This is a genomic window from Streptomyces albicerus, from assembly GCF_008905045.1.
GTDB lineage: Bacteria > Actinomycetota > Actinomycetes > Streptomycetales > Streptomycetaceae > Streptomyces > Streptomyces albicerus.
Genome location: NZ_VWMY01000011.1, coordinates 16,679 through 41,177, shown reverse-complemented (window position 1 = coordinate 41,177; position 24,499 = coordinate 16,679). Strand labels below are relative to the sequence as shown.

The following is a 24,499-nucleotide window of genomic DNA, read 5'->3' as shown; positions in this document are numbered from 1 at the left end:
TCAACGTACGGAGCGGGCCGGGTCCGGCGCGTTGGTCCGTTTCACCACCGCTGGTAGTTTTTCACCATGCGGGAGACGGAGATCCACCTCGGGGAGCCGCCCGTCGTCGCCAACGCGGGCGTCGGCGTGCACGGCGTCGCGAGCCGCACGGACGTCTTCCGGCTGCCGGAGCTGTGGCAGCTGCACCTGTACCAGTACGAGGCCGAGCTGACCGTCGACGGCACACCGCACGTCATCCGCCCCGGCCGGGTCAGTCTCGTACCGCCCGGCACGACGGTCCGCTACCGCTACCAGGGCCGCTCAGAACACCTCTACGCGCATCTGCGCATCGCCGCCGTCGGGCCGCCGCGCACCGTCCCCGTGATGCAGGACGCCGGACCCGAACTCCCCATGCTCACCGGGTTGCTGCTCCAGGCGGTCGCGTCCGTACCGGGCGAGCCGGAGCGTACGCGGGCCGAGATCTGGACCGCTCTGTGGCGCATCGCCCGTCTCGCCCCGGCCGCCGAACGCCCCGGCCCGCACCCGGCCGTCACCGCCGCGATCGCGTACGTCGAGGCGAACCTCGCCGCCCCGCTCACCGTGCCCGCCGTGGCCCGTGCCGCGGGTGTCTCGCACAACCACCTGACCAGGCTCTTCCGCGCCACGACGGGAGGCACGGTCGTCGCCTACATCCGCCGCCGCAGACTCGACCGCGCCCACCACCTGCTGCGGGCCTCGACGCTGTCGATCCCGGCAGTCGCCGCGTCGGTCGGCATTCCCGACCTGCAGGCGTTCAACAAGGCGTGCCGACGTGAATTGGGCGCGTCGCCACGCGCCCTGCGCGGGGAGCCGGGCCCAGCCTGAGCCCTACTCCTTCACGGCCTTCAGAATCACGAACTTCGCGTCGCTCGCGACGAGTTGACTGTTGCCGAAGAGGCGCCGCAGCTTCACGTGATAGCCGAGATGACGGTTGCCGACCACCCACAGCTCGCCGCCCGGCCGCAGTGCGCGGCGCGCGCCGGTGAACATCCGCCATGCCGTGGCGTCGGTCGTCGCCTGGTGCGAGTGGAAGGGCGGATTGTTCAGCACGAGGTCGACGCTCTCGTCCGGGACGCCGTCCAGCCCGTCGCCGACCCGGAACTCCGCCTTGCCGTACTCCGCCGTGTCGTCGATGTTCGCCCCGTACGTCGCCTCCGCCGAGGCCACCGCCTGGTACGACTCGTCCACGAACAGCACCTCGGCCCGGGGGCGGGCCAGCGCCACCGCCGTACCGACCACGCCGTTGCCGCAGCCCAGGTCCACGACGCGCTCGCCCCCGCCCTCGTACGGCAGGTGCTGGAGGAAGAACCTGGTGCCGATGTCCAGGCGCTCCGCGCAGAAGACGCCGGCGTGGTTGACGACGGTACGGCCGGAGACGGGACCGACGTCGTCGGGCAGCGCGTAGCGGTGCGGCCAGGGGTTCGCAGGCCGCGCGAGCCCCGGATTCGGTGAGCAGAAGATGAGCCTGGCCTTCTTCTCGGCCAGTGAGGTCTGCGTCGGGCCGATGATCCGCTCGAACAGCTTCAGCGTCGAGGTGTGGATCTCCTTGACCATGCCGGTGCCGATGACGACCGTCCCCTCGTGCACGGCGGGCGCCAGACGCAGAAGATCGTCCTCGAGAAGCGCGAGGCTCTTCGGTACGCGGACCAACAGCACGTCGACACGGTCCGGCGGCGGGTCCTGGGTGGTGAGCAGACGTACGGAGTCCTGGTCGGCGCCGTTGCGCGCCAGATTCGCCCGGGTCGCCTCCCGGGTCAGGTACGAGTCGGTGATCTGCACCGGCCGGTGTGCCCGAAGGGCCGTGGTGAGGGCGCCCCAGCGGTCGCCGACCACGACGACCGCGCCCTCGAGCGCCTGGCCGCTGTCCGCGAGATGCCTCAGCAGATACTCGTCGGAGGCGTCCCACGCACGGAGCTGGTCACGGGAGTCCTCGGGGAAGCGCGCCAGCGTCAGCTCGGCCGAGGGGGTCGTCATACGGTCGGTCATTGGGTCCAGGCTAGCTGAGGCGCAGATCAGGGGGTTTCGGCGGCCATGGCCTGTCCGCGGATCAGGGTCGGACAGGTCCTGGGCGCGCGGTGCGCGAGGATGGGAGCCATGGACGCCGAGCTGTTTCCCCGGGCCCGGACGGAGGTCGCGCCGGGTGCCGTACACCTGCCGGACTGGCTGACTCCCGAGCGCCAGCGCGAACTCCTCGAGGCCTGCCGCGCCTGGGCGCGCCCGCCCGCCGGGCTGCGCACGGTCCGTACGCCGGGCGGCGGCACGATGACCTCCCGGCAGGTCTGCCTCGGCTGGCACTGGTACCCGTACGGGTACGCGCGCACGGTCGTCGACGGGGACGGGGCGCCGGTGAAGGAGGTCCCCACGTGGCTAGGCGAACTGGGGCGCGGGGCGGTGGCCGATGCCTTCGGCGGCGAAACCTCGGGAGGCGATGCCCACGCGGGCGAGGTGCCGGCCCCGTACGACATCGCGCTGATCAATTTCTACGACGCCGACGCCCGCATGGGCATGCACCGCGACAGCGACGAGAAGTCCGACGCACCGGTGGTGTCGCTGAGCCTCGGCGACACCTGCGTCTTCCGCTTCGGCAACACCGAGTCGCGGACTCGCCCCTACACGGACGTGGAGCTGCGCAGCGGCGACCTGTTCGTGTTCGGCGGGCCGTCCCGGCTCGCCTACCACGGGGTACCGCGCGTGCACGCGGGCACGGCGCCGCCCGAGCTGGGACTGACCGGCCGTCTGAACGTGACCCTGCGGGTGAGCGGCTTCTAGAGAGCCGGACCGGCCACCGGACCACCGGATCATGGGAGACTCGCCCTCATGAGCGGCAATGCGGCCCCCAGAGCGGCGGGAGAAGGAAGTACCAGGACACGGCTGGACCGAGGGCGGGGTGCGCTCGGGCCCGCGTTGGAGCTCGTTCACACCGGACGCGCGCCGACGCGTGCCGTACTCACCGCCGAGCTGGGCGTCACGCGCGCGACGGCGGGAGCGGTCGCCGCGGAACTCGAAGCGCTCGGACTGATCCACGTCGACGCGCGCCCCGGCGCGGCCGCCGGCTCGCAGGGCCGCCCCTCGCACCGCCTCGAACTCGCGGAGGACGGCCCCGTCGCCCTCGCCGCCCAGGTGCACGCCGACGGTTTCCGCGCCGCCCTGGTCGGCCTCGGCGGACGAATCGTCGCGACCGCACCCGGCTGCGAGACCGTCGACGCCGACCCGGCGAAGGTGCTCGGCTCGGTTGTCGAGGCGGGCGCCGAGCTGCTCCGGGAGACAGGACGCCGCTGCGTGGGCGCAGGCCTCGCCGTACCGTCGGCCGTCGCCGAACCCGAGGGCACGGCCCTCAATCCGCTCCACCTGGCCTGGCCGGCGGGCGCACCCGTACGGGAGATCTTCGCGGAGCGCGTCCGCGCGGCCGGGATCGCGGGGCCGGCGTTCGCGGCCAACGACGTCAACCTCGCCGCGCTCGCCGAGCACCGGCACGGCGCGGGCCGCGGCGCCCGCGACCTGCTGTGTGTGGCCACCGGACACCGGGGTGTCGGCGGTGCGCTCGTACTCGACGGGCGTCTGCACACGGGCAGTTCGGGGCTCGCACTCGAAGTCGGCCACCTCACGGTCAACCCGGAAGGCCGCCCCTGCCACTGCGGGAGCCGCGGCTGCCTGGACGTCGAGGCGGACCCGCTCGCCTTCCTGACCGCGGCGGGCCGCGACCCCGGTCCCGAGGTGTCGCTGCTCCAGCAGGCCAACGACCTGATCCGCAGCCAGTACGCCGACGCGACCGTCCGCACGGCCGCCGAGGCACTGATCGACCGGCTGGGCCTGGGACTCGCGGGTCTGGTCAACATCCTCAACCCGGACCGCATCATCCTCGGCGGACTGCACCGCACCCTGCTCGACGCCGACCCGGAGCGGCTGCGCGCCGTCGTGGCCGACCGCAGCCTGTGGGGACAGAGCGGCGGCGTCCCCATCCTCGCCTGCACGCTGGACCACAACAGCCTGGTGGGAGCGGCCGAGCTGGCGTGGCAGCCGGTACTCGACGACCCGATCGCGGCTTTGTCGCAAGCCTGAGTACCTTGCTCGGGCCCGAGCCTCTCGCTCAGGTCCGAGCGCCGGCGGCATCGGCGGCATGGGCGGAAACGTCGGTCAGGCTCCACAGCGCCGCCACCAACGGTCGCCGCAGATCGGCCCGACGCACACACAGACCGATCGGGAACGGCTCCGGCGGGGGAGTGGCGGCCAGCACCGTCAGCCGGTCGCGCACCGCGCTGTGGTCGAGGACGCCGGGCCGTGGACGGCGGGCCTACGCCCACTCGACGGCGTACGCCCGCCCCGGGTTCTCCGTCAGCATCTGCTCCACCAGCCCTTCCCCCAGGGCGAGTTCGAGCCTGGGGCGCACCCGGCGCAGGAGATATGGCAGCCCCGGCCCGCCGTTCACCGAGCGGGCCCCGGCCGTCGTCGTGTCCCCGCCGAGCAGCAGTCGGTCGCCGAACCCGGCGTCCGCGAGGGCCCGTACGGCATCGGGCATGCGCCAGTCCGTGGCGTGGTTCGCGCGCGACGGCCCGTCAAAAGCCAGATAGGCGCCGGCCTCCGCCGCCTGCCGGTGCACCACCAGGTCGGGGAAACGGTTGAGATGACCGAGGATCACCCGGTCCGGCGCCACCCTCAACTCCCCGCACAGCAGGTCGAGTACGTCGAGCGCACCCGTACCCAGCTCCAGGTGCACGGCGATGGGCGCACCCGTCGCATGGTGCGCCTCGGCCGCCGCGGTCATCGTCCAGCGGGCGTGCGCGTCCAGGGCGTGGAAGCCGCCGGCGACCTTGATGAACCCCGCCCTGACTCCCGAAGTGGCCAGGCCCTCCGTCAGCTCCGACACAAAGAGGCCGGCGAGCCTGCCGCGCAACCGGTCGAGCAACTCCGGTGTGTAGTGGACGGCTTGGTGCAGTCCCGTCGCGGCGACCACATGCACCCCCGCGTCGCGCGAGAGCAGCGGGAGGTCCGCGGCCCGGCGGCCCATGCCGTACGGCGTCCACTGCATCACGCTCCCGCCGCCGGCCTCGCGGAACGCGAGCAGTTCGGCGCGCGCCGCGGACGCGTCGCGCAGTTCCTGGCCGGGGAGCTGGGGACTGCTGAGGAACAGGTGGTCGTGCGCGTCGCACACCCCCAACTCCGTTGGGGAGACATCCCCGAGGACCGTACGGACGGCGCGGCCCGTGGTCACCACTGCCTTCCCCACGGCAGCCGGTCGCGCTCCGGTGCCGACAGATGCAGCACCCGGTACACCTCACCGGTCGCCTTGGGCGCGTCATGGGCCCAGAGCGAGAAGTACACGAGCTCCCAGTGACGCGGGTCGACGGCGACAGCGGCACCCACGGCCCCGTCCAGCGCGGCCAGCCGCCGCGTCTCCTGTACGGCCTCCTCCGTCACCTCGGCGAGCTGCGCTCCTTCCGGGATGCTCACGCGCCGGCGCACCGCGACCTCGGGCGTGACATCGGCGGCGCCCCCGTCCTCGTAGGCGAGGCCCATCCAGTGCTGCACCACGGGGCGCCCGAAGTCGTTCACGAGGCCCTGGAAGCCCGGCCCCCAGAGGAAGGAGTTCATGCCTTCGGGGGTGTGCCACAAATAGAACGGCCCGTACTGGTTGACCGGCGAGCCGTCCACTCCGCGCTCGCGCATCAGATAGGCCTTGAGGCCGAGTCCGTCCCAGTCGTCGAGCAGGTGCCCGACGCGGGACACCCGGCCGCGGATGACGTCCATGTCGTAGTCGGCGGGCAGCGTGATCTCGTACTGCAGGGCGTGCATCGAAGCCTCCAACGGCTCTAACCGGCTGTACGGGTGGGCGAATTGAGAGTGAGCAACGACAGCAACCCGCGAACTCCCGTGTCGAAGGCGACGGTCGACCCGGACGCGCGCGCCAGCACATAGCCGCCCTGGACCGTGGCGACGATCGTCGCGGCGATCTCCTCACCGTCCAGCGAGGGCGCGAACTCGCCCCGCTCCTGGCCTTCCTCGACGAGTCCGGCGAGCCGCTCGCGCAGCCAGTCCAGCGTCTCGTCGACGGGCGCGCGCAACTCGTCGCTCGCGATGACGTCCGGGTCCATGGTCAGCCGCCCGACCGGACAGCCGCGCAGCACATCGCGTTCGCGGCGCAGATAGGCCTCGATGCGCTCGTACGGGGAACCGGGGCCGCCGAGTACTCCCTCGGCGGTAGCGCGCATCTCCGTCGCCGTGCGCCGGATCGCGGCCAGCGCCAGATCGGGCTTGCCCGTGAAGTGGTGGTACATGCTGCCCTGACCGGCGCCCGCCTGCTGCTGGATCGCCTTGGGGCTCGTGCCCACGTACCCGCGCTCCCACAGCAGCTCGCGGGTGGCCTCGATCAGTCGCTCCGGGGTGCTCATGAAATCACTGTACATACTAGTAGGTACAGAGTCGAGGGAGCAGCCCAGGACCCCGTTCGTACTCCCGCGGAGGTACGCGCACTGCCGCTGGCCGTACGACGACCCGGACCCCCTCCCGGCGCGAGTCTCGAAGCATCACCGGAACAGCCAACCGAGGAGATGACTTCAGATGCAGACCCTGGCGCACTGGGACGGCGGGCCCGGCCCGTGGATTCTGTTCTTCCCGCTGATCTGGGCGGCCGTCGTGATCGGCGTCGTGACCGTCCTCCGACGAACCGTGTGGCGCGGCCGCCGCGGCCCGTGGCGCGGCATGGACCACGGCCACCCGGACGCCCGCCCGACCGGCGACTCGCCGATCGCGATGCTCGGCCGGCGCTTCGCCTCCGGGGAGATCGACGAGGACGAGTACTGGCGGCGGCTCTCCGTCCTGGACGAGCAGTTCGGGCGTACGGGCAAGGGCGGTGCGGCATGAGCACCGCGACCGCGACGAAGGGCACACAGACCGCAGCACGTGTCGCCGACGCCGTGAAGGTGTACGGCAGCGGCGACACCGCCGTACGGGCCCTGGACGGGGTGAGCGTCACCTTTCCGGCCGGACGCTTCACCGCGATCATGGGGCCCTCGGGCTCCGGCAAGTCCACCCTGATGCACTGCGCGGCCGGCCTGGACACCCTCACCTCGGGCGCGGCGTTCATCGGCGACACCGAGCTGAGCAGGCTCGACGACCGTCGCCTCACGCTGCTGCGCCGCGACCGGATCGGCTTCGTGTTCCAGGCGTTCAACCTGGTGCCGACGCTCACGGTCGCGGAAAACATCACGCTGCCCATGGACCTCGCGGGCGGCAGGGGCGACGGCTCGTCCGGGGAGTGGATCGACGCGCTCGTCGACGTCGTGGGGCTGCGCGACCGGCTGCACCACCGTCCGTCCGAGCTCTCCGGCGGACAGCAGCAACGCGTCGCCGTGGCAAGGGCGTTCGCCGGACAACCTGACGTCGTCTTCGCCGACGAGCCGACCGGCAACCTCGACTCGCGCTCCGGCGAGGAGGTCCTGAACCTCCTCGGCCGGGCCGTACGCCAGATGGACCGCACGGTCGTCATGGTCACCCACGACCCGGTCGCCGCCGCGCACGCCGACGAGGTCGTCTTCCTCGCCGACGGCCGCCTGGTGGACCGGATGGAATCCCCGACGGCCGACAAGGTCCTGGACCGGATGAAGGCCTTCGACAGCAAGGGGGCACCCTCATGAACGCCTCCGTGCGCATCAGCGCGTCGTCCCTGCGCGCCCACAAGCGGCGCTTCGCCGGTACGTTCCTGGCGGTGCTGCTCGGTGTCGCCTTCCTGGCCGGCACCCTCGTCATGGGCGACACACTCCGGGCCAGCTTCGACACGATGTTCGGCAACGCGACCAGCGGCACCGACGCCGTTGTGCGCAGCGCCAACACCATCACCACGCCGGGCGAGAGCCAGGGCGTACGCCAGCCGGTCGACACCGACCTGGTGACGGCCATCGAGAAGGCCCCGGGTGTCGCGGCCGCCGTGCCCGACATCCAGGGCGCGGGCCAGCTCATCGGCGCCGACGGCGACCCCATCGGCGGCGCGGGTCCGCCCACGCTCGCGGGCAACTGGATCGACGACACGAAGCTCAATGCGTACCAACTCGCCGAAGGACGCGCCCCGTCGAAGTCCGGCGAGGTCGTCGTCAACCGCGGCGCAGCCGAGCAGGGCGACCTGAAGATCGGCGACACGACGACCCTGCGGACGCCCGACCCGGTCAAGGTGACGATCGTCGGCCTCGCGACCTTCGGTGGCGAGGACGGCATGGCGCAGGTGACCTACACCGGCATGACGCAGGCCGACGCCGAGAAGTACCTCACGGCGAAGCCCGGAGAGGCCGCGAGCATCCTGGTGCGGGCCGGGCCCGGCACCGGCGAGCGGGAACTCGTCGACGCCCTGACTCCCGTACTGCCGAAGGGAGTCGAGGCGATCACGGGGCAGGAGCTGGCAGCGGAGAACACCGACATGATCTCCGGTCAGTTCCTGACACTCTTCACCACCTTCCTGCTGGTGTTCTCCGGTGTGGCGCTGCTGGTCGCGACCTTCTCCATCCACAACACCTTCGCGATCGTCGTCGCCCAACGCACCCGCGAGAACGCCCTGTTGCGCGCCCTCGGCGCCTCGCGCCGCCAGGTCACCGCGTCGACCCTCGTCGAGGCGAGCGTGGTCGCCGTGACCGCGTCCGCCGCCGGTCTCGCGGGCGGCATCGGCATCGCGGCCGGGCTGCAGGCGCTGTTCCCGGCGATCGGATTCCCGTTCCCCGAGGGCGACTTGGTGATCAGCGGGCTGTCCATGCTGCTGCCGCTCGCGGTCGGCATCGTGGTCTGCCTGGGCTCCGCGCTGCTGCCCGCCGTACGCGCCGGGCGCACCGCACCCCTCGCCGCACTGCGCGAGACGGCCGTCGACCAGTCCGGTGCGTCCCGCACCCGCGCCGTCGTGGGCACCGGTCTCGCCGCGCTGGCGGTCGCCATCACACTGACCGGCGTCATCGTCAGCCCGTCGCTGTGGCTCGCGGGCTCCGGTGCGATCCTGGCGCTGGCCGCCTTCGTGGTCCTGGGCCCGGTCGCGTCGACCACCGCCGTTCGCGTTCTCGGCAGCCCGCTCGACCGGCTGCGCGGCGTCACCGGCGGACTCGCCCGGCGCAACGCCCTGCGCAGCCCCAAGCGCACCGCCGCCACCGCCAGTGCCCTGATGATCGGCGTCGCCGTCGTGTCGCTGTTCACGGTCTTCGGCGCCTCGCTGAAGGCGACCATGGACCAGACGGTGGCACGGTCCTTCGCGGGCGACGTCGCCGTGAGCACCCCGTCGTTCGGCGCGGGGGGCAGCGGACTGAGCCCGAAGCTCGCTCCGGCGATCGCCGAGCGGCCCGAGGTCGGCACGGCGGTCGGACTCGGCCGCGGCGTCGCCGAAGTCGACGGCAAGGGACGGGCGTTGACGGTCACCGACCCGGTCGCACTGGAGCGGACCTTCGACCTCGGCGACGTCCAGGGTTCGATGCGTGACCTCGGCACCGACGGCATCGCCATCACCGAGAACGAGGCCGACAAGCAGGGCCTCAAGACCGGCGACACCGCCCAACTCGCCTTCACCGACGGCGAGAAGGAGACCTTCACCGTCCGCGCGGTCTACGGCCAGTCGGAACTCGCGGGCGACTACGTCATCACCCGCGACGCCTGGGCCCCGCACCGCACTCAGGACTCCGACACGCTCGTCGCCGTCTCCTTCAAGGACGGCGTGAGCGCGGCCGACGGCAAGGCGGCGGTCGAGAAGGCCGCGGCGGCGTACGGCAATCCGGAGGTGCAGACCCGCGACGAGTACGCGCAGTCCGCGGCCGGCGGCATCGACATGATGCTCACCCTGGTCTACGCACTGCTCGCGCTCGCGGTGCTCATCGCCCTGCTCGGCATCGCCAACACGCTGACGCTCGCGGTCCACGAACGCACCCGCGAACTCGGCCTGTTGAGGGCCGTCGGGCAGACCCGGTCGCAGCTGCGCGCCATGGTCCGCTGGGAGTCGGTGCTGGTCGCCGCGTTCGGCACGGTGGGCGGACTCGCGCTCGGCGGGTTCCTCGGCTGGGTGCTCGTCAAGGCCTCCGACGGAGCGTCCGACAGCGCCTTCGCCTTCGCGGTGCCGCCGGTCCAGCTCGCGGTGGTGGCCCTGGTGGGCCTCGCCGCCGGAGCCCTCGCGGGCTGGCGCCCGGCCCGGCGGGCCGCACGCCTCGACGTACTGCGCGCCATCGCCACCGAGTAGACCGAACGGCGGGCCTTCGCCACCGAGCGACGGAGGAGGCCCCGGTCACCGCCCGGTCAGCCGGCAACGGCCGACCGGGCGGGAGCGTGTCCGGCCCTGAGCGCGTCGGCGGCGTGTTCCACCTCCGCGAAGGTGCGGGCAGGCGACTCCGCGGCCGCGCCGTATGTCGGGCAGACGGGCAGCGCCGTCGTGGGAGAGTGCGCCGGAAGTGTGAACCACACGACCTTGCCCGACTCGCCGTCCGGCCGCACACCCCAGCTCTCGCTCACCGCGGCGACCATCGCGAGGCCGCGTCCGCAGGTCTCGGAGGAGTCGGCGTCCCGCACCTCGGGCATACGGGGGTCGTTGTCGTGCACGGAGACCGTGAGCCGGTCGAGCAGCAGCTCGATCTCCACGGTGCACAGCTTGTCGGGCTTCGCGTGCCGGTGGACGTTGGTCAACAGCTCCGTCACACCGAGCGCGGCGCGGTCTATCAAGGGGTCCAGATGCCAGTAGCGCAACTGCGCAGAGACGATTCTGCGGACCTGGCCGATCCGCGACGGCAGGGCTTGGAGCTCCACCGTGCAATGCCTGCTTGGCTGGCTGATCACGGCTGCGACTCCCCGAATTGAGGTCCGGAAGAAGACGGAGTACGGATCCAGCGGGTGGCCTGCGTGCAAACGACCGCCTGCTGTGTGGTGCCGGCGGGCTGGTTCGCAGCGTTATCGCCGGTAAACCCAGAGTGACGTGAGAACAGCGTGACCCAGGAGGTGCGGCCCCGCAACTCGCGACATTCCTGGCAACTGGACGTGCGGCGGCCGGACTCTCAGCGCCCGCGCCCCGCCGCCTTGCGCACGGCCTCGATGAACCGGCTGGCCGCCGGTGGGCCGGGTTCCCCCGGCGCCGGGTCGTGATCGCCCAGGGTGAGCAGATAGCGCGTGCCGTTGACGTCCGCCAACGCCCGGTCCTCATGGGCGAACCAGGGCTTCGACGCCCGGACCGCCTGCACCGGCGCGCTGTCGATCTCGCTGCCGTAACTGGTGAGCAACTCCAGCCTGCCGTCGCTGATCCGGACCTGTCCGGCCCGCGTGAGCGAACGCAGCCTCTTGCCGATCCGCACGCCTGTGGCCGTGAACTCCGGCTCCGCCATGTGCCCCGCCCCCTTGTGCGCTTCGGTGGTGCCCTGTCGTGATCCGGCGTGGATCCTGATCCAGTGTGCATCCCCGCACGGAATCGTCGTCCCGTTCGGTGCAGTCTGCCTGTCACCGGCGTCGAGCACCAGTGCGCATGACGGCGTCACACGTGCTCATCGGCGCACTCGCGCGAATGCGCCCCCCACCATCCGTGCCGAGCTGCGCCAGGGGTTCCTTTGAGGTACTCAAAGGTGTGTTTATGCAGGTGAGAAGCGTGCGGAAGCTGTTTATGATCGAAGCGTCCGACCGTGTGACCCGGCGTCGGCGCAACCCGAAGGAGCCCCGCCGTGACAACCCCACAGCAGGCCCGCCCCCACCAGCATGAGCCGATCGCCACACTTGATGTCGATCACAGCGACGCGGAGTACCGGCACTGGCTCAAAGAAGCCGTCCGGAAGGTCCAGGCCGACGCGAACCGATCGGCCGACACCCACCTCCTGCGCTTCCCGCTGCCCGAGAAGTGGGGCATCGACCTGTACCTCAAGGACGAGTCCACCCACATCACCGGCAGCCTCAAGCACCGCCTGGCCCGCTCGCTGTTCCTGTACGGCCTGTGCAACGGCTGGGTCCGCCAGGGCCGCCCCGTCATCGAGGCGTCCAGCGGCTCCACGGCCGTCTCCGAGGCGTACTTCGCCAAGCTGATCGGGGTGCCCTTCATTGCCGTCATGCCCCGCACCACCAGCCCCGAGAAGTGCCGCCTGATCGAATTCCACGGCGGACAGTGCCACTTCGTCGACGACCCGCGGACCATGTACGAGGAGTCGGCGGCCCTCGCGGCCGAGACCGGCGGGCACTACATGGACCAGTTCACCTACGCGGAGCGGGCCACGGACTGGCGCGGCAACAACAACATCGCGGAATCGATCTACCGGCAGCTGGAGTTGGAGCGCTACCCCGAGCCGACGTGGATCGTCGCCACGGCGGGCACCGGCGGCACGTCGGCGACCATCGCCCGGTATGTGCACTACATGCAGCACAACACCCGTATCTGTGTGGCCGATCCGGAGAACTCCTGTTTCTTCGAGGGCTGGACCACGGGTGACATGGACGTCACGACCGACTGCGGGTCGCGCATCGAGGGCATCGGGCGGCCGCGCATGGAGCCGAGCTTCGTGCCGGGGGCCATCGACCGGATGATGAAGGTGCCGGACGCGGCGAGTGTGGCTGCCGTGCGGGCGCTGGAGCGGGCGATCGGGCGTAAGGCGGGGGGCTCGACCGGTACGGGGCTGTGGAGTGCGCTGAAGATCGTTGCCGAGATGGTGGCGGCCGGCCGGACGGGGAGCGTGGTGACTCTGCTGTGTGATCCCGGGGACCGCTATCTGGACAAGTACTACTCGGATGAGTGGCTGGCTGGTCAGGGACTGGACATCGGGCCGTATGCGGGCGCGATCGAGTCGTTGTTGGCTACGGGGGTTTGGCCGGATTGAGTGGTCCATGGCGGTGGGCATTTCCGAAGCTGCGGGCCGTCCGCGGCTGGTCGCGCAGTTCCCCGCGCCCCTTAGGGCGCGTGCGTGGAGCTCAGTCTCCGATCCAGCTTCGTCACCGCGTCGCGAAACGCTCTGCCCAAGCCCGCCCTGCCCAGTTTCACCGCGAAGCGGAACGCCGCCGTTCCGTCGGCGGCCCACGTCCACTGCACCCGCGTACCCGTGCCGTCCCGGGTGAGGCGCCACTCCTCCACGAGGGCGCGGACACCGGGAGCGTTCGTCACGTCGACGCGGTACGTGTACACCTCGGAGGGCTCGGCCGCGATGACCGTCTCCTGGAAGCGTGTTCCGCCCTTGAGGCGGATCTGGCGCCCGGTGCCGTCCCCGATCGACCGGGCCAGGGTCACCGCTGAGAACCACTCGGGCCAGCCGGCCACGTCCTCGGCCAGCGCGCGATAGACCGCCTCGGGAGGGGAGGTGACCTCTCTCGCGAACACCAGACGCAGGGGAGCGGTCTCGACGAAATCGAGTCCCACCGGGCGCAGTCGGTGTGCCATGTACGGAACCCCCTCGCTGGTACGAACGGGAACGAACTGGAACTAATGCGGATGAAGCCCCGCAACGAGGCGGTTGACAGGGCACGGTCACCATAGCTGGCGGTCCGTCAGATGTCTGTACCGCCCTCAGGCGTCCGTGTCCGTATTGTCCTCGGGCTCGCCCGCCACTACCAGCCGCCGCAGATGCTCGGAGATCTCCGCACGTGCCTCGGCGGCCAGCCCGTCGTCCGTGACCAGCGTGTCGATCTGCTCCAGCGAGGCGAAGGAACTCAGGCCCACCGTGCCCCACTTGGTGTGGTCCGCGACCACGACGACACGCCGTGCGGACTGCACGAGCCGCCGGTTGGTCTCGGCCTCCGCCAGGTTCGGCGTGGACAGGCCCGCCTCCACCGATATGCCGTGCACACCCAGGAACAGCACGTCGAAGTGGAGCGCCTCGATGGCCTGGTCCGCGACGGGTCCCACCAGCGAATCCGACGGTGTGCGCACCCCGCCGGTCAGCACGACCGTCGCCGCTCCCTGCCGCTGACCCGAGGTGCGCTGCGCCGCGTGGAAGACGTCGGCGACCCGCACCGAGTTGGTCACCACGGTCAGATCCGGCACGTCGAGGAGCTGATGGGCGAGCGCGTACGTCGTCGTGCCCCCCGACAGTGCGATCGCCGAGCCCGGCGCCACGAGCGCCGCGGCGGCTCGCGCGATGTCCTCCTTGGCGGTCAGCTCCAGACCCGACTTGGCCTCGAAGCCGGGCTCGTGCGTGCTCGCCTCGACCACCGGGACCGCGCCGCCGTGCACCTTCTCCACCACGCCCTGCCGGGCGAGCGCGTCGAGGTCGCGGCGGACCGTCATGTCGGACACGCCGAGCTTCCTGGTGAGTTCGTTGACGCGGACACCGCCACGCCGCCGGACCTCGTCGAGGATCAGAGCGCGCCGCTGCTCGGCGAGGAGGTTCTGATTCTCACTCACGCCTGCTCCGGTTCCCTTCGCCTCAACACGCCCGACATGTCCCCGAACCCCCTCCGACAAGGACATTCTCCTCACCTCCGGTCCACAGGATGCCCCATCCTCGCACGGGTCACCGCAGGTCGCGCCACTGCCTGTACTGAAGCGCACACGTCACGCTGTCATCTTCCGTTCGCATGGTCACACGGATCGGGGAGATTCCGTGACGAGTGGTGCGCGCGGGTCCCCGAGGCGGGATCCTTGTATCTGCACATGACACATGCCGTACGGGCAGCACGGGGGAAGCAGAACACAGTGGAGCGTCCACAGGGGCATGCCTCGACGAATGAGGCGAACGGTTCCGAGCGGCGGCCCGCGACGGCCGACACCGCGCTCGAACTTCTGGTGCACGGCGTCGGCGGTACGACGCCCGAGGAGATGCTGAACGATCCGCGCACGGTCCGGATCACCGGCGACGACACGGCCGCGGTCTTCCGGCGCGCCGACGACGCTGCCTGGGAGAAGGAGGCGGAGGAACGGCCCGAGGAGTACCGGGGCAAGCCGGTGCCCGAGGCGTACGTCTGGTGCAATCTGACCTCCGGCAACGGCTCGCGCGCGCTGTGGCTGCTGCTTTTACCGTTCATGGTGGTCAACCTCGCCCACTGGATGCGGCCCACCGTGAGCGACAACCGGAGGCGGACGGTACGCCTCTACGGCCTGCTCGTCCGCCTCGCCGGCCTGACCCTGACGGTGCTGCTGGTCGCCGCCGCCTGCGAGGTCGCCCTGGACCTGGCCGCCTGGCAGTGCGCGGGCGAACGCGGATGCGCCGAGGAGCACTCCTGGCTGGGCTTCCTCTCCCCGGCGGACCCCGGTGACCGGGACAGCTGGTGGAGCCAGCCGGGCCGCCGCCTGGCCCTCGCCTCCCTGGTGCCCGCGGCCCTCACCGGCCTGCTCTGGTATCTCTCGCAGCGCACCTGGAGCGCGTACGAGTCCCAGCAGCCGATGTCGCGCCGGGCCGAGCCCGACGAGGAGCACAGCCGGGCCGGGCTCGGCCGCCCCGGCTTCTGGTACGGGCGCCGGCTGGTGGCCCGGCTGCGAGCCGCGCACACCGCCGCGGGCCTGCTGACCGTCGTCGCCGCGGTCGGCACCTCCGCCGCCCGCCACGACCGCGAGACCGGCGGGCCGCTCGCCCTGGAAGCGCTCGGGTGGCTCTTGAACGCAACGCTCGTGGTGGGCGCGGCCGTTGTGCTGTGGGTGGTCTGCCGCCGGGGTCGCAGCGAGAAGCGGCTCGACCAGCACCTCGACGCCACTCTGGTGCGCTGGCTGCCCGTCGGCTCGCTCATCCTGCTCGCGCTCACCCTCGTGTACGCCGGCTGGTCGCGCCCCGGCTGGCGATCGGACGGCCGGCTGCCGGGCGACGCGACCTTCGGCGGTATCGCCCTCGTCCAGGGCCTGCTCGTGATCGCGCTCGGCGTGGTGGCCCACCTCCTGTACCGCACCCACCCGGACACCCGTACCGCGATGCGCGGCCTGGCCGGGCCCGCCGTCGCGATGCTGGCCTGCGCCCTGGGCGGCGTGATGTCCGGCGGCGTGGCCCAGCGCGTCGCCGACTGGCTGGACGGCACCGGAGGGACGATCGACGGCCCGCCCGTGCTGCTCACCTGGCAGGCGTCCGTCATCCCGCCCCTGCTGATCGTCCTGCTGGTCCTCGTCGGCTGGCTGGCCTGGCGCACCGTGCAGCTGCGCCGCCTCGAGACGGCCGCCGTGGACGGGGACTACCAGGGCGAGCCCAGGGACACCGAGCGCACCCGCCGCATCGCGCGCACGCGCGCGATGGCCGCCCTCACCGACCGGGCCCCCCGGATCATCGGCATCACCTCCCTCGTGACGCTGCTCCTGGGCGCCCTGGCTCTCGTGGGCGCCATGGCCACCGACAAGACGCCGGACAAGGCCGCGGACGGCGCGTACGCCGTCGTGCGGGGCGGGGCCGAGACCGCTCAGGCGCTCGGCTCCTGGCTGATCGGGGTCGGTTTCATACTGTTCGTCACCTGGGGCCGCCGCGCCTACAAGGACCCCTCGGCCCGGCGCACCATCGGCATCCTGTGGGACGTCGGCACGTTCTGGCCACGCGCGGCACACCCCTTCGCGCCGCCCTGCTACGCCGAGCGCGCCGTGCCCGACCTGACCTGGCGCATGGCCACCTGGACCCGCGCCACCGGCGGCCGCCTCGTCATCTCCGGCCACTCCCAGGGCAGCGTCCTCGCGGCCGCCGCGGCCTGGCAGCTGAAGCCGTCGGTACGCAAGCGAGTCGCGCTGCTGACCTACGGCTCACCCCTGGAGCGGCTCTACGGGCGCTGGTTCCCGGCCCACTTCGGGCCCGCCGCGCTCAGCAGCCTGCACCGCGACGTCGACTGCTGGCGCAACCTGTACCGGGCCACCGATCCCATCGGCGGTCCCGTCGGGCTGCCCGGCGACTGCGGCCCCCAGGTCGACCGCGAGGCCCTGAAGGACCCCCTCGCCTACGGCCGCACCGAGGAGCACCCGCTGCCCGCGCCGATCCTCGGGCACTCCGACTACCAGGCGGACCCCGCCTTCGCCGAGGAGCGCGAGAAGCTGCTGGCCCGGCTGAGGCCGGAGGTCCCGGGGCAGCGCCCGGAAGGCGGGCCCGAGGAGCCGCGGGAGCCCGAGCTGGAACCGTCGCCCACGTAGGGCCAGGGCCTCTCAGGGCAGCTCCGGGAGGTCCTCCGCGTACAGCAGGGTGAGGTCGTCCGTGCTCGGCTCGGGGAGCTGGGCGACCCGCCCCGCGTGCCGCTCCACCATCGCCTCGAAGGTCTGCCGCGCGGTACGGCCGTTGCCGAACGCGGGCCCCTTCGGGATCGCCGTGAAGTACTTGAGCAGCGCCTCGGGCGTGCCCGGTGCGAGCCGGTACTCGTGCTCCTCGGCCTGCTGCTCCACGATCCGCAGCAGCTCCTCGGAGTCGTAGTCGCTGAAGGTGATGGTCCGTGAGAAGCGGGACGCCACACCGGGGTTGACCGACAGGAAGCGCTCCATCTCGGCCGTGTACCCCGCGACGATCACCACCACCGCCTCCCGGTGGTCCTCCATCAGCTTCACCAGCGTGTCGATGGCCTCACGGCCGAAGTCGCGCCCCGAGTCCTCCGGCGAGAGGGCGTACGCCTCGTCGATGAACAGCACCCCGCCGCGCGCCTTGTCGAAGGCCTCCTGCGTACGGATGGCCGTGGAGCCGATGTGCTCGCCGACCAGGTCGACCCGGGAGACCTCGACGAGATGCCCCTTCTCCAGGACTCCGAGCGAGGCGAGGATCTCGCCGTACAGCCGGGCGACCGTCGTCTTGCCGGTGCCGGGGGAGCCGGTGAATACCAGATGGCGCCGCGCGGAGGCCGCCTTGAGGCCCGCCTGCTGGCGGCGGCGGCCCACCTCGATCATGTCGGTGAGGGCCCGCACCTCGCGCTTGACGCTCTCCAGACCCACCAGCGCGTCCAGTTCACCGAGGACAGCCTTGGAGGTGCGGGCGGGCTGCTCGGACTCCTGGGGAGTGACGAGCGGCTCCTGCTCGGTGATGCGCTGACCCGGAATCGCCCCCAGCAGACCGGGGGACTGGCCCGTGGTCTGTATGGCGGTCTCGTGCGCCGGAGCCCGCACGCCGGCGCTCTCGTCGCTCGTGCAGTCCTCGACCAAAGGTCCCGTGCCGGACGCCTGGTCGCCGCCGGCGTCCGCGAACTCGTAACCGCCGCGCGCGCACCGCTCCGTACGGCACTTCTTCAGCGTCGTACGGCAGCCGTCGAGCACGTGGAAGCCGTAGCCGCCACTGCCCGTGACCCGGCAGCCGTGGAAGCTGCCCCGGCCGCCGGCCGACACGTAGAAGCCCGCCTCCGCGGGTGAGGTGACCGTGCACCGCTCGATGGTGGGGTCGGCGCCCTTGGTGACGATCACGCCGGTCTGCGTGCCGTCCACGGTGCAGCCGTTCAGCGTTCCGCCGCTGCCGTGGTCGCGGAACCAGGCGCCCGTCGCGGCGTCCCGGATCCGGCAGTCGTCGAGCTGCGCGGTGGCGCCGTCGCTCACCGACACGGCCGTGTTGCGCACCTGTGAAATATCGCTGTCGACGACGTCCGCGCGCGAGCCGCGGTCGAGGACGAACAGGGCGTCCGGCACGTCGTGCACCCGGCAGGAGTCGAGCACGACCGTCGCGCCGTCGCTGACCCACACCGCGGGGTAGTCGCCCGTACTGTCGTGGATCTCGCACTGGTTGGCGTCCACGCGGGTCCCGGGATCCCACACCGACAGGCCGTTGCGCCCGAACTGCCGCACGGTGGAACGGGTCATGGTGAGGACCGAGCGGGAGCGCAGGTCGACCGCGTTCTCCGGGATGTCGTGGATACGGCAGTCGGCGAGGGTCAGTACGGCGTCCGTGTCGAGCGTGATGCCGTCCGCGGTCGTGCGGTGCACATCGCAGTCGGTGAGGTGCGCCGTGGCCCGCGCGGTGACCTGTACGCCACTGCCCCTGACCTCGTACACCTCGCAGCCCACGGCTTCCAGGGCGGACTGCTCGCCGGTCGCCGCCAGGCCCGCGCCCGAGGTGTGGTGCACCCGGCAGCGCTCCAGACGCGGATGGCCGCCGCCACGGACCGAGACACCGGACTGGCCGGCCGCCACGACCTCGCACTCCTCGAACACCCCGCCCCCGCCGTCCAGTACGGCGATGCCGACGCCCGCGGGATTGTCCACCGTGCAGCGCCGAACCGTCGGACGCGCGCCGCCGCGCACCTCGATGCCGGCCGCGGACCGCGTGACGATCCGGATGTCCATGAGCTCCGGGGTGCCTTCTTCGACGAGCAGCGCGGGCGCGGCCGAGTCCTGGCCCTCCACGAGCAGGTCCTGGACCACGGCTGAGGCACGCACGGTGAGCGGCACTCCGTCGACGGGCGCGATGCGCACGGAACCGGGCGAGCCCTCGGGGCCGCGCAGCGTCACCGCCCGCTGGACCACGAGGTTCTCCCGGTAGGTCCCGGCGGCGACAGTGAGGACATCACCGTCGGCCGCGGCCTCCAGGGCGGCGGCGAGGGATGCGTACTCACCCGTGCGGCGCCGCCACCGCGACGTACCGGCGTGCGTCACCTGGACCGTGCCCTGTGCCATGGCGCTGTTGTGCCCCCACCTCGTCGTACGCGGGCCCTGAGAGGCCGTTCCCCGGTACCCGGCCGCGTCAACTCGGCACGGGGGCAACGAGAACAGCCTCTCACGACGTTGCCGAACACCTCGGCCGGTCCACCGTAGCGTGCGCGGAGCCGGCCGGTTGACCGGAGCGGAGAGGCCGTCAGCTGCCCGTGCCCGTCCTGCCCCAGTCCGGCCCGGCCTGCGACCATGCCTGGTCCCACCGGTCGTAGCGGCGCCGCACCATGCGCCACACGACCAGCCGCCGGGAGCCCTCGACGAGACCCGCGCAGACGGCGGCCGTGCCGAATCCGGCCAGCACGGCGTGCGTCGTCGCGGTCGCGGTGTCCAGCGGCCGGCCCACCAGGCGGCCGCGCTCGTCCGTCCACAGGGTGAAGTGATCGCCGCGCTGCGGGGAGTTGAGGGCCGCCATGACCGTGCCGTGCCGAGCGGTGCCGTCCGGGGCCGTCCAGTCGGCGAGGACGCGGCTGTGGGAGTCACGTCCCGAGGCCGTCTCGGGGTCGGGGTCGAGCGGCGTGCGATCCGCCTTCTTGACGACGGTCGCGACCACCGGATGGCGGTCCTTGCGCTGCTCCTTCACGGACTGCTGCAGGGCGTCCTGGGCGAGTCCGCCGACCAGGACACCGACCAGGGGCGCGGCGACGAGGATCAGCAGCAGCGTGGCCAGCGCCAGCCACGCCTCGGCGAGATCCGTCGTACGTCGCAGCGGGTTGTGCCGCCAGCGCCAGAGTCCCCTGATTGCCCGCAACCGTCCCGCACCCCCTTCCGCGTCCGTGATAACCCCGACCGGAGCCGTTCACGCGCGGGACCGGGGAAGAGAGAGCGAAATCACCCCTCGTACCGGCCTCTTATGAACTTCTCACACAGGCTCAACGGACGTCCCCGGCGTCGGTGTTCCCCGCGAAAGGGCCTATTCCAGGATGCTGACCGGATCGCCCACGCGGACCGTGCCGGGGGACTCGGGCACGAGATTCTGGCCGAAGACCAGCTTGTCGCCGAAGCGGCGGTGGCGCGCGAGGGTGCGCAGCGGTTCCCTGCCCCGCTCGGCGGTCGACTGGTCGGTGGTGGTCACGACGCAGCGCCCGCACATTTTGGCGACGCGGAAGGTGACCTCGCCGATGGTGATCCGGGACCAGTCGTCCTCGGCCCAGGAGACGGTGCCGTCGATCACCACGTTCGGCCGGAAGCGGTTCATGGGGAGCGGGCCCTCCTGGGGCCGGTCGCCCCGCGCGATCAGCGTGTTGAGGGCGTCGAGCGAGGCGAGCGTGGTGAGCAGCAGCGGATAGCCGTCGGCGAAGCTGACGGTCTCGCCGGGACGGGCGAACTCCGGGTCGATGGGCCGGCGCGTGGCCGGGTCGTCGAGGTGCACGAGACGCACCCCCGTGCCGAGATAGTCGCTGAACCAGGCGTGCGCCGCGGTGTCGGCGGCGACCCCCTCCACCTTGTCGTTCCAGATCTCCACCGTCGTCGTCCCGGTCGGCTCGGGCACGGGGACGGTCAGCGGCTCACGGCCGGGCGCGGACAGCACGATGCCGCCGCCGGGCAGTAGCTCGGCGGCGGCCAACGCCATACGCGGCTGCGGGCGTTGGGTGACGACCTTGTCGCTCTCGTCGATCAGCACCCAGCGCCGGTCACCCGCCAGCCCCCACGGCTCCACGACGGCCGCACGCGGGGCATACCCCCTGCCCGCCTTCAGCGGATAGACGTGGATCGAGTGCAGCACCGGCTTCGACATGAGGTCATCCTGCCAGCGAGCACGGACAACCTCCGCCGAACGACCTCAGTAGCCGCGGTACTGCTGGTTGTTGTACGGATCCTGGTACGGCGCCGGAGCGGGACGCGGGGCCGCGGGGCGCATCGCCTCGTAACCCGTACCGCCCGCTACGGGACGCTGCGGCTGAGGGGCCTGGGGGCCGGGGTAGCCGCGCGGGGCACCGGCCTGCTGCGGGATGTACGGCGCCGGGGCCTGGTGCAGCGGGGCGGGCTGCTGAGCCTGCGGGTAGTTGTACGAGGGAACCTGCGGGGAGGGGGCGGCAGGCAGGGCGGGCAGCGCTGCCGGAAGCGCGGGCAGGTGACTGCCCGTGTCGTAAGCCGCGGGGACCCGGATCGGGGCGATCTGCGGGGTTCCCCGCTCGGCCACGAGGGAGTCGTAGATCGGAGTGTCCGGGAAGGAGGCGGAGTAGTAACCGCCGCCATAGGTGGAGCGGGGGGAGGTCATGGCACATAAGTTAAGCCCACGATGTGCCGGTTGGGGAGACCGATAAGAGGGTTGTTTTCCGTGTCGGCGGTGACGCGGGATCCCCAATGCGAGCGAACTTGGCGAAAAGGGGCGGCGGGATGGCGTTCGTTCATGTAAAAGCCGAGTTCCGGGCGGGTTACCCGCGGGTCGGTAGGCGAACTCCTGAGCCGGGTCATGCGCGTTCGACGCTCGGGGGAATAGGTTGGCGAAGAACGACTGAACGTAACGAGGCGCGGTCGCGCGCGGAGACACCCGATGGGGGCGGACATGTCAATGCCTAAGGGATCAAACGTTCCGGTGCCTACGACCGGCCTCAGGGTCGAGCTGGGCTGGCGGGCGGGTCCAGGCGTACCCGACGCGGACGCCTCGGCGCTGCTGCTGGCCGCCGGGAAGGTCCGCTCCGACGGGGACTTCGTCTTCTACAACCAGGCGACGCACTCCTCAGGCGCGGTGCGCCACGAAGGCAAGCGGGATGCCGGCGGCCAGGTGAACGACACGCTGCTGGTGGACCTCGCGCGCGTGGAGCCCTCGATCGACACGGTGGTGCTCGCCGCGTCCTCGGACGGCGGCACGTTCGGGCAGGTGCCCGGGCTGTACATCCGGGTCGTCGACGCACAGCAGGGCACCGAGGTCGCCCGGTTCGACAGCGAGGGGGCGAGTGTCGAGACGGCCTTCGTCCTCGGGGAGTTCTACCGCCGTCAGGGCGCCTGGAAGTTCCGTGCCGTCGGACAGGGCTACAGCAGCGGACTGGAGGGGCTGGCCACGGACTTCGGGATCACGGTGGACGAACCGCAGCAGGCGGCACCGCCGGCCCCCGTGGCGCCGCCGCCCGCCCCCGTGGCCCCGCCGGTCACGGCCGCGCCGCCGGTGACACCGCCGCCCGCACCGCCGGCCCAGCCCGCGGCCCCCGTACGCCTGACCAAGGTCACGCTCACCAAGGAAGCCCCGTCCGTCTCGCTGACCAAGCAGGGCGGCACCTCCGGCGTGATGCGCGTGAACCTCAACTGGCAGGTGCGCAAGCAGTTCTCGGGATGGCAGGCCAAACTGGGCCGGGCCGTCGCCATGCACGCGGACCTCGACCTCGATCTGTGCGCCCTGTACGAGCTCTCCGACGGCAGCAAGGGCGTCGTGCAGGCACTGGGTAACGCCTTCGGAGCGCTGCACCAGCCGCCGTTCATCCATCTCGACGGCGACGACCGCACCGGAGCCTCGGCGAGCGGCGAGAACCTCAGCATCAACCTCGACCACACGCAGTACTTCCGCCGCATCCTCATCTTCGTGACCATCTACGAAGGAGCACGCTCCTTCGCCGACCTGGACGCCACGGTGACCCTCCAGCCGCTGCACGGCGCACCCGTCGACTTCTCGCTCGGCGAGTGCACCGTGCCCTCGACGGTGTGCGCGCTCGCCCTCATCACCAACACCGGCAGCGACCTCGTCGTACAGCGCGAGGCCCGCTTCCTCGTCCCCGACCGGGGAGTGAGCCCGCAGCGCACCGTCGACTACACCTACGGGTGGGGCATGAACTGGACTCCCGGCAGGAAGTGACCTGACCGGGGGCGATCATTCACTGCTGCTCGGGCGCCGCGTCGGGACGGGCGTAGGTGCGGCCCTTCCAGGCCGCACCCCGCCCCCTGTAGTGCTGCACCGCGGAATCCACCGTCATGAGGAGGTACAGGAACGCGGTGAACGGGAGCAGCGGGGCGAGCAGGAGCGGCTGGCGGTAGTAACGGAGCATCGGCAGGTACGTCAGCGTCATCAGCAGCCATGCGAGACCCCCGGCCGCCGCCGCCCCGGAACCGCCCGCCGCCAGGCCCACGACGAGTGCCACGGGCGGTACCAGGTACACCAGCGCGAGACCGGCCACCGTTGCGGCCAGCACCAGCGGGTTGTGCCGCAGCTGGGCGTACGCGCTGCGCGACACCATCCGCCAGAGGTCGTGCAGCCGCGGATACGGGCGCACGCTGTCGACGTGTTCGGCGAGCCCCAGCCAGATGCGCCCACCGGAGCCCTTCACCGCCCTCGCCAGCGCCACGTCGTCGATGACGGCCTGCCGGATGGCGTCCGGAATCCGCGCCCGCTCGGCCGCGGCGGTGCACAGCAGGACGCAGCCGCCCGCCGCGGCCGCGGTCCGCGACCCCTGCACGGCGATCCGGCGGAACGGATACAGCTGCGCGAAGAAGTACACGAACGCGGGCACCACGAGCCGCTCCCAGACGCTCTCCACGCGCAGCCGGGCCATCTGCGAGACGAGGTCGAGGTCACCCGTGCGGGCCGCGGCCACCAGCTCCCGCAGGCTGTCCGGCGCATGGGCGATGTCCGCGTCCGTCAGCAGCAGATATTCGGGTCCACGCGCGCGTGCCAGGCCGATTCCGTGGCGTACGGCCCACAGCTTGCCCGTCCAGCCCGCGGGCGGCTCCCCGGGCGAGTCGACGGTCAGCGGCAGCCCCCCGAGCCGGCGCGCCAGTTCACGGGCCAGTTCACCGGTGCCGTCCGAACTGCCGTCGTCGACGAGGAAGATCTCGGCCCGCCCCGGATAGTCCTGCGCAAGAAGCGAGGGCAGGCTCTCGGGCAGGACGGCGGCCTCGTCCCGCGCCGGTACGACGACACAGACGGAAGGCCAGCCGTCCGGCTCTCTACGCGGCGGCAACCGCACATCCGTACGCCAGAAGAAGCCCTGGCAGAGGAGCAGCCACAGCCAGGCGGCCAGCGATCCCACAGCGATCCATGCGACGGCGCTCACCCGCCGCAGTCTGCCCCACCACGGC

General features: G+C 71.7%; 22 protein-coding genes and 1 pseudogene. 9 read left to right on the top strand and 14 right to left on the bottom strand.

Going from position 1 to position 24,499, the window contains the following annotated elements:
• The first annotated feature begins 66 nt into the window (after window positions 1-66).
• On the top strand, window positions 67-843 hold the full coding sequence (locus GAS53_RS11285; protein WP_151477364.1) for an AraC family transcriptional regulator: 777 nt from the start codon (window positions 67-69) through the stop codon (window positions 841-843).
• Between the two features lie 3 nt (window positions 844-846).
• On the opposite strand, the gene GAS53_RS11280 is transcribed toward GAS53_RS11285, so the two are convergent.
• Entirely contained in the window at window positions 847-2,004 is a 1,158-nt protein-coding gene (locus GAS53_RS11280; protein WP_192583070.1) for a methyltransferase, read from the bottom strand.
• A 108-nt stretch (window positions 2,005-2,112) separates the two neighbouring features.
• On the opposite strand from GAS53_RS11280, the gene GAS53_RS11275 reads away from it, so the two are divergent.
• Together GAS53_RS11275 and GAS53_RS11270 are read left to right on the top strand one after the other, a co-directional pair.
• Complete coding sequence (locus tag GAS53_RS11275; RefSeq protein ID WP_151477363.1) at window positions 2,113-2,787, top strand: alpha-ketoglutarate-dependent dioxygenase AlkB family protein; 675 nt, start codon at window positions 2,113-2,115, stop codon at window positions 2,785-2,787.
• Between the two features lie 48 nt (window positions 2,788-2,835).
• A complete protein-coding gene (locus tag GAS53_RS11270; protein WP_151477362.1) occupies window positions 2,836-4,077 on the top strand; it encodes an ROK family protein in 1,242 nt (413 codons plus the stop codon).
• Between the two features lie 28 nt (window positions 4,078-4,105).
• Here GAS53_RS11270 and GAS53_RS11265 read toward each other — a convergent pair.
• The 4 genes and pseudogenes from GAS53_RS11265 to GAS53_RS11250 form a co-directional block, all read right to left on the bottom strand.
• A pseudogene (locus GAS53_RS11265) lies at window positions 4,106-4,288 on the bottom strand (transcriptional regulator); the annotation flags it as partial.
• 21 nt (window positions 4,289-4,309) lie between these two features.
• Window positions 4,310-5,227, bottom strand: coding sequence for a phosphotriesterase family protein (locus tag GAS53_RS11260; protein WP_404829206.1), 918 nt, complete (start codon window positions 5,225-5,227; stop codon window positions 4,310-4,312).
• Entirely contained in the window at window positions 5,224-5,808 is a 585-nt protein-coding gene (locus GAS53_RS11255; RefSeq protein ID WP_151477361.1) for a DUF4865 family protein, read from the bottom strand. The genes GAS53_RS11260 and GAS53_RS11255 overlap by 4 nt, the downstream gene beginning before the upstream one ends.
• A 17-nt stretch (window positions 5,809-5,825) precedes the next feature.
• Window positions 5,826-6,404 (bottom strand): TetR/AcrR family transcriptional regulator, encoded by a 579-nt coding sequence (locus GAS53_RS11250; protein ID WP_225858859.1) that lies wholly within the window; start codon window positions 6,402-6,404, stop codon window positions 5,826-5,828.
• Window positions 6,405-6,573: 169 nt separating this feature from the next.
• Here GAS53_RS11250 and GAS53_RS11245 point away from each other — a divergent pair, with 169 nt between their 5' ends.
• From GAS53_RS11245 to GAS53_RS11235, 3 genes are read left to right on the top strand one after another with little or no spacing between them, the layout of a single operon-like run.
• Window positions 6,574-6,876, top strand: coding sequence for an SHOCT domain-containing protein (locus tag GAS53_RS11245; RefSeq protein ID WP_151477359.1), 303 nt, complete (start codon window positions 6,574-6,576; stop codon window positions 6,874-6,876).
• On the top strand, window positions 6,873-7,649 hold the full coding sequence (locus tag GAS53_RS11240) for an ABC transporter ATP-binding protein (protein ID WP_151477358.1): 777 nt from the start codon (window positions 6,873-6,875) through the stop codon (window positions 7,647-7,649). Before GAS53_RS11245 ends, GAS53_RS11240 begins: the two co-directional genes overlap by 4 nt.
• Window positions 7,646-10,207: an ABC transporter permease gene (locus GAS53_RS11235; protein WP_151477357.1), complete on the top strand. Its 2,562-nt coding sequence runs from the start codon at window positions 7,646-7,648 to the stop codon at window positions 10,205-10,207. Before GAS53_RS11240 ends, GAS53_RS11235 begins: the two co-directional genes overlap by 4 nt.
• A 56-nt stretch (window positions 10,208-10,263) precedes the next feature.
• Here the strand turns inward: GAS53_RS11235 and GAS53_RS11230 are convergent, their stop codons facing one another.
• Both GAS53_RS11230 and GAS53_RS11225 read right to left on the bottom strand, forming a co-directional pair.
• A complete protein-coding gene (locus GAS53_RS11230) occupies window positions 10,264-10,797 on the bottom strand; it encodes an ATP-binding protein (RefSeq protein WP_151477356.1) in 534 nt (177 codons plus the stop codon).
• 215 nt (window positions 10,798-11,012) lie between these two features.
• Window positions 11,013-11,336 (bottom strand): hypothetical protein, encoded by a 324-nt coding sequence (locus tag GAS53_RS11225; protein ID WP_151477355.1) that lies wholly within the window; start codon window positions 11,334-11,336, stop codon window positions 11,013-11,015.
• 330 nt (window positions 11,337-11,666) lie between these two features.
• On the opposite strand from GAS53_RS11225, the gene GAS53_RS11220 reads away from it, so the two are divergent.
• Window positions 11,667-12,806: an L-cysteine desulfhydrase Cds1 gene (locus GAS53_RS11220; RefSeq protein ID WP_318721945.1), complete on the top strand. Its 1,140-nt coding sequence runs from the start codon at window positions 11,667-11,669 to the stop codon at window positions 12,804-12,806.
• A 71-nt stretch (window positions 12,807-12,877) separates the two neighbouring features.
• Here GAS53_RS11220 and GAS53_RS11215 read toward each other — a convergent pair whose 3' ends face one another.
• Both GAS53_RS11215 and GAS53_RS11210 read right to left on the bottom strand, forming a co-directional pair.
• Window positions 12,878-13,360: an SRPBCC family protein gene (locus GAS53_RS11215; protein WP_151477354.1), complete on the bottom strand. Its 483-nt coding sequence runs from the start codon at window positions 13,358-13,360 to the stop codon at window positions 12,878-12,880.
• A gap of 126 nt (window positions 13,361-13,486) precedes the next feature.
• Window positions 13,487-14,323 (bottom strand): DeoR/GlpR family DNA-binding transcription regulator, encoded by an 837-nt coding sequence (locus tag GAS53_RS11210; RefSeq protein WP_151477353.1) that lies wholly within the window; start codon window positions 14,321-14,323, stop codon window positions 13,487-13,489.
• A gap of 291 nt (window positions 14,324-14,614) precedes the next feature.
• Here GAS53_RS11210 and GAS53_RS11205 point away from each other — a divergent pair, with 291 nt between their 5' ends.
• Window positions 14,615-17,008, top strand: a complete 2,394-nt coding sequence (locus GAS53_RS11205; protein WP_151477352.1) for a lipase family protein — start codon at window positions 14,615-14,617, stop codon at window positions 17,006-17,008.
• Window positions 17,009-17,020: 12 nt separating this feature from the next.
• Here the strand turns inward: GAS53_RS11205 and GAS53_RS11200 are convergent, their stop codons facing one another.
• The 4 genes from GAS53_RS11200 to GAS53_RS11185 all read right to left on the bottom strand — a co-directional run bounded on the left by GAS53_RS11200 (window position 17,021) and on the right by GAS53_RS11185 (window position 21,710).
• Window positions 17,021-19,456, bottom strand: coding sequence for a right-handed parallel beta-helix repeat-containing protein (locus GAS53_RS11200; RefSeq protein ID WP_192583069.1), 2,436 nt, complete (start codon window positions 19,454-19,456; stop codon window positions 17,021-17,023).
• A gap of 178 nt (window positions 19,457-19,634) precedes the next feature.
• Window positions 19,635-20,240 carry an Rv1733c family protein gene (locus GAS53_RS11195; protein WP_192583068.1) on the bottom strand — a complete coding sequence of 202 codons (606 nt, stop codon included), beginning with the start codon at window positions 20,238-20,240 and terminating at the stop codon, window positions 19,635-19,637.
• A 162-nt stretch (window positions 20,241-20,402) separates the two neighbouring features.
• Window positions 20,403-21,227, bottom strand: coding sequence for an MOSC domain-containing protein (locus GAS53_RS11190; RefSeq protein ID WP_151477349.1), 825 nt, complete (start codon window positions 21,225-21,227; stop codon window positions 20,403-20,405).
• A gap of 45 nt (window positions 21,228-21,272) precedes the next feature.
• Window positions 21,273-21,710: a DUF6643 family protein gene (locus GAS53_RS11185; RefSeq protein ID WP_151477348.1), complete on the bottom strand. Its 438-nt coding sequence runs from the start codon at window positions 21,708-21,710 to the stop codon at window positions 21,273-21,275.
• Window positions 21,711-21,986: 276 nt separating this feature from the next.
• Here GAS53_RS11185 and GAS53_RS11180 point away from each other — a divergent pair, with 276 nt between their 5' ends.
• On the top strand, window positions 21,987-23,279 hold the full coding sequence (locus GAS53_RS11180; RefSeq protein ID WP_192583067.1) for a TerD family protein: 1,293 nt from the start codon (window positions 21,987-21,989) through the stop codon (window positions 23,277-23,279).
• A gap of 19 nt (window positions 23,280-23,298) precedes the next feature.
• Here GAS53_RS11180 and GAS53_RS11175 read toward each other — a convergent pair whose 3' ends face one another.
• Complete coding sequence (locus tag GAS53_RS11175; RefSeq protein WP_151477346.1) at window positions 23,299-24,474, bottom strand: glycosyltransferase; 1,176 nt, start codon at window positions 24,472-24,474, stop codon at window positions 23,299-23,301.
• Window positions 24,475-24,499: the final 25 nt, after the last annotated feature.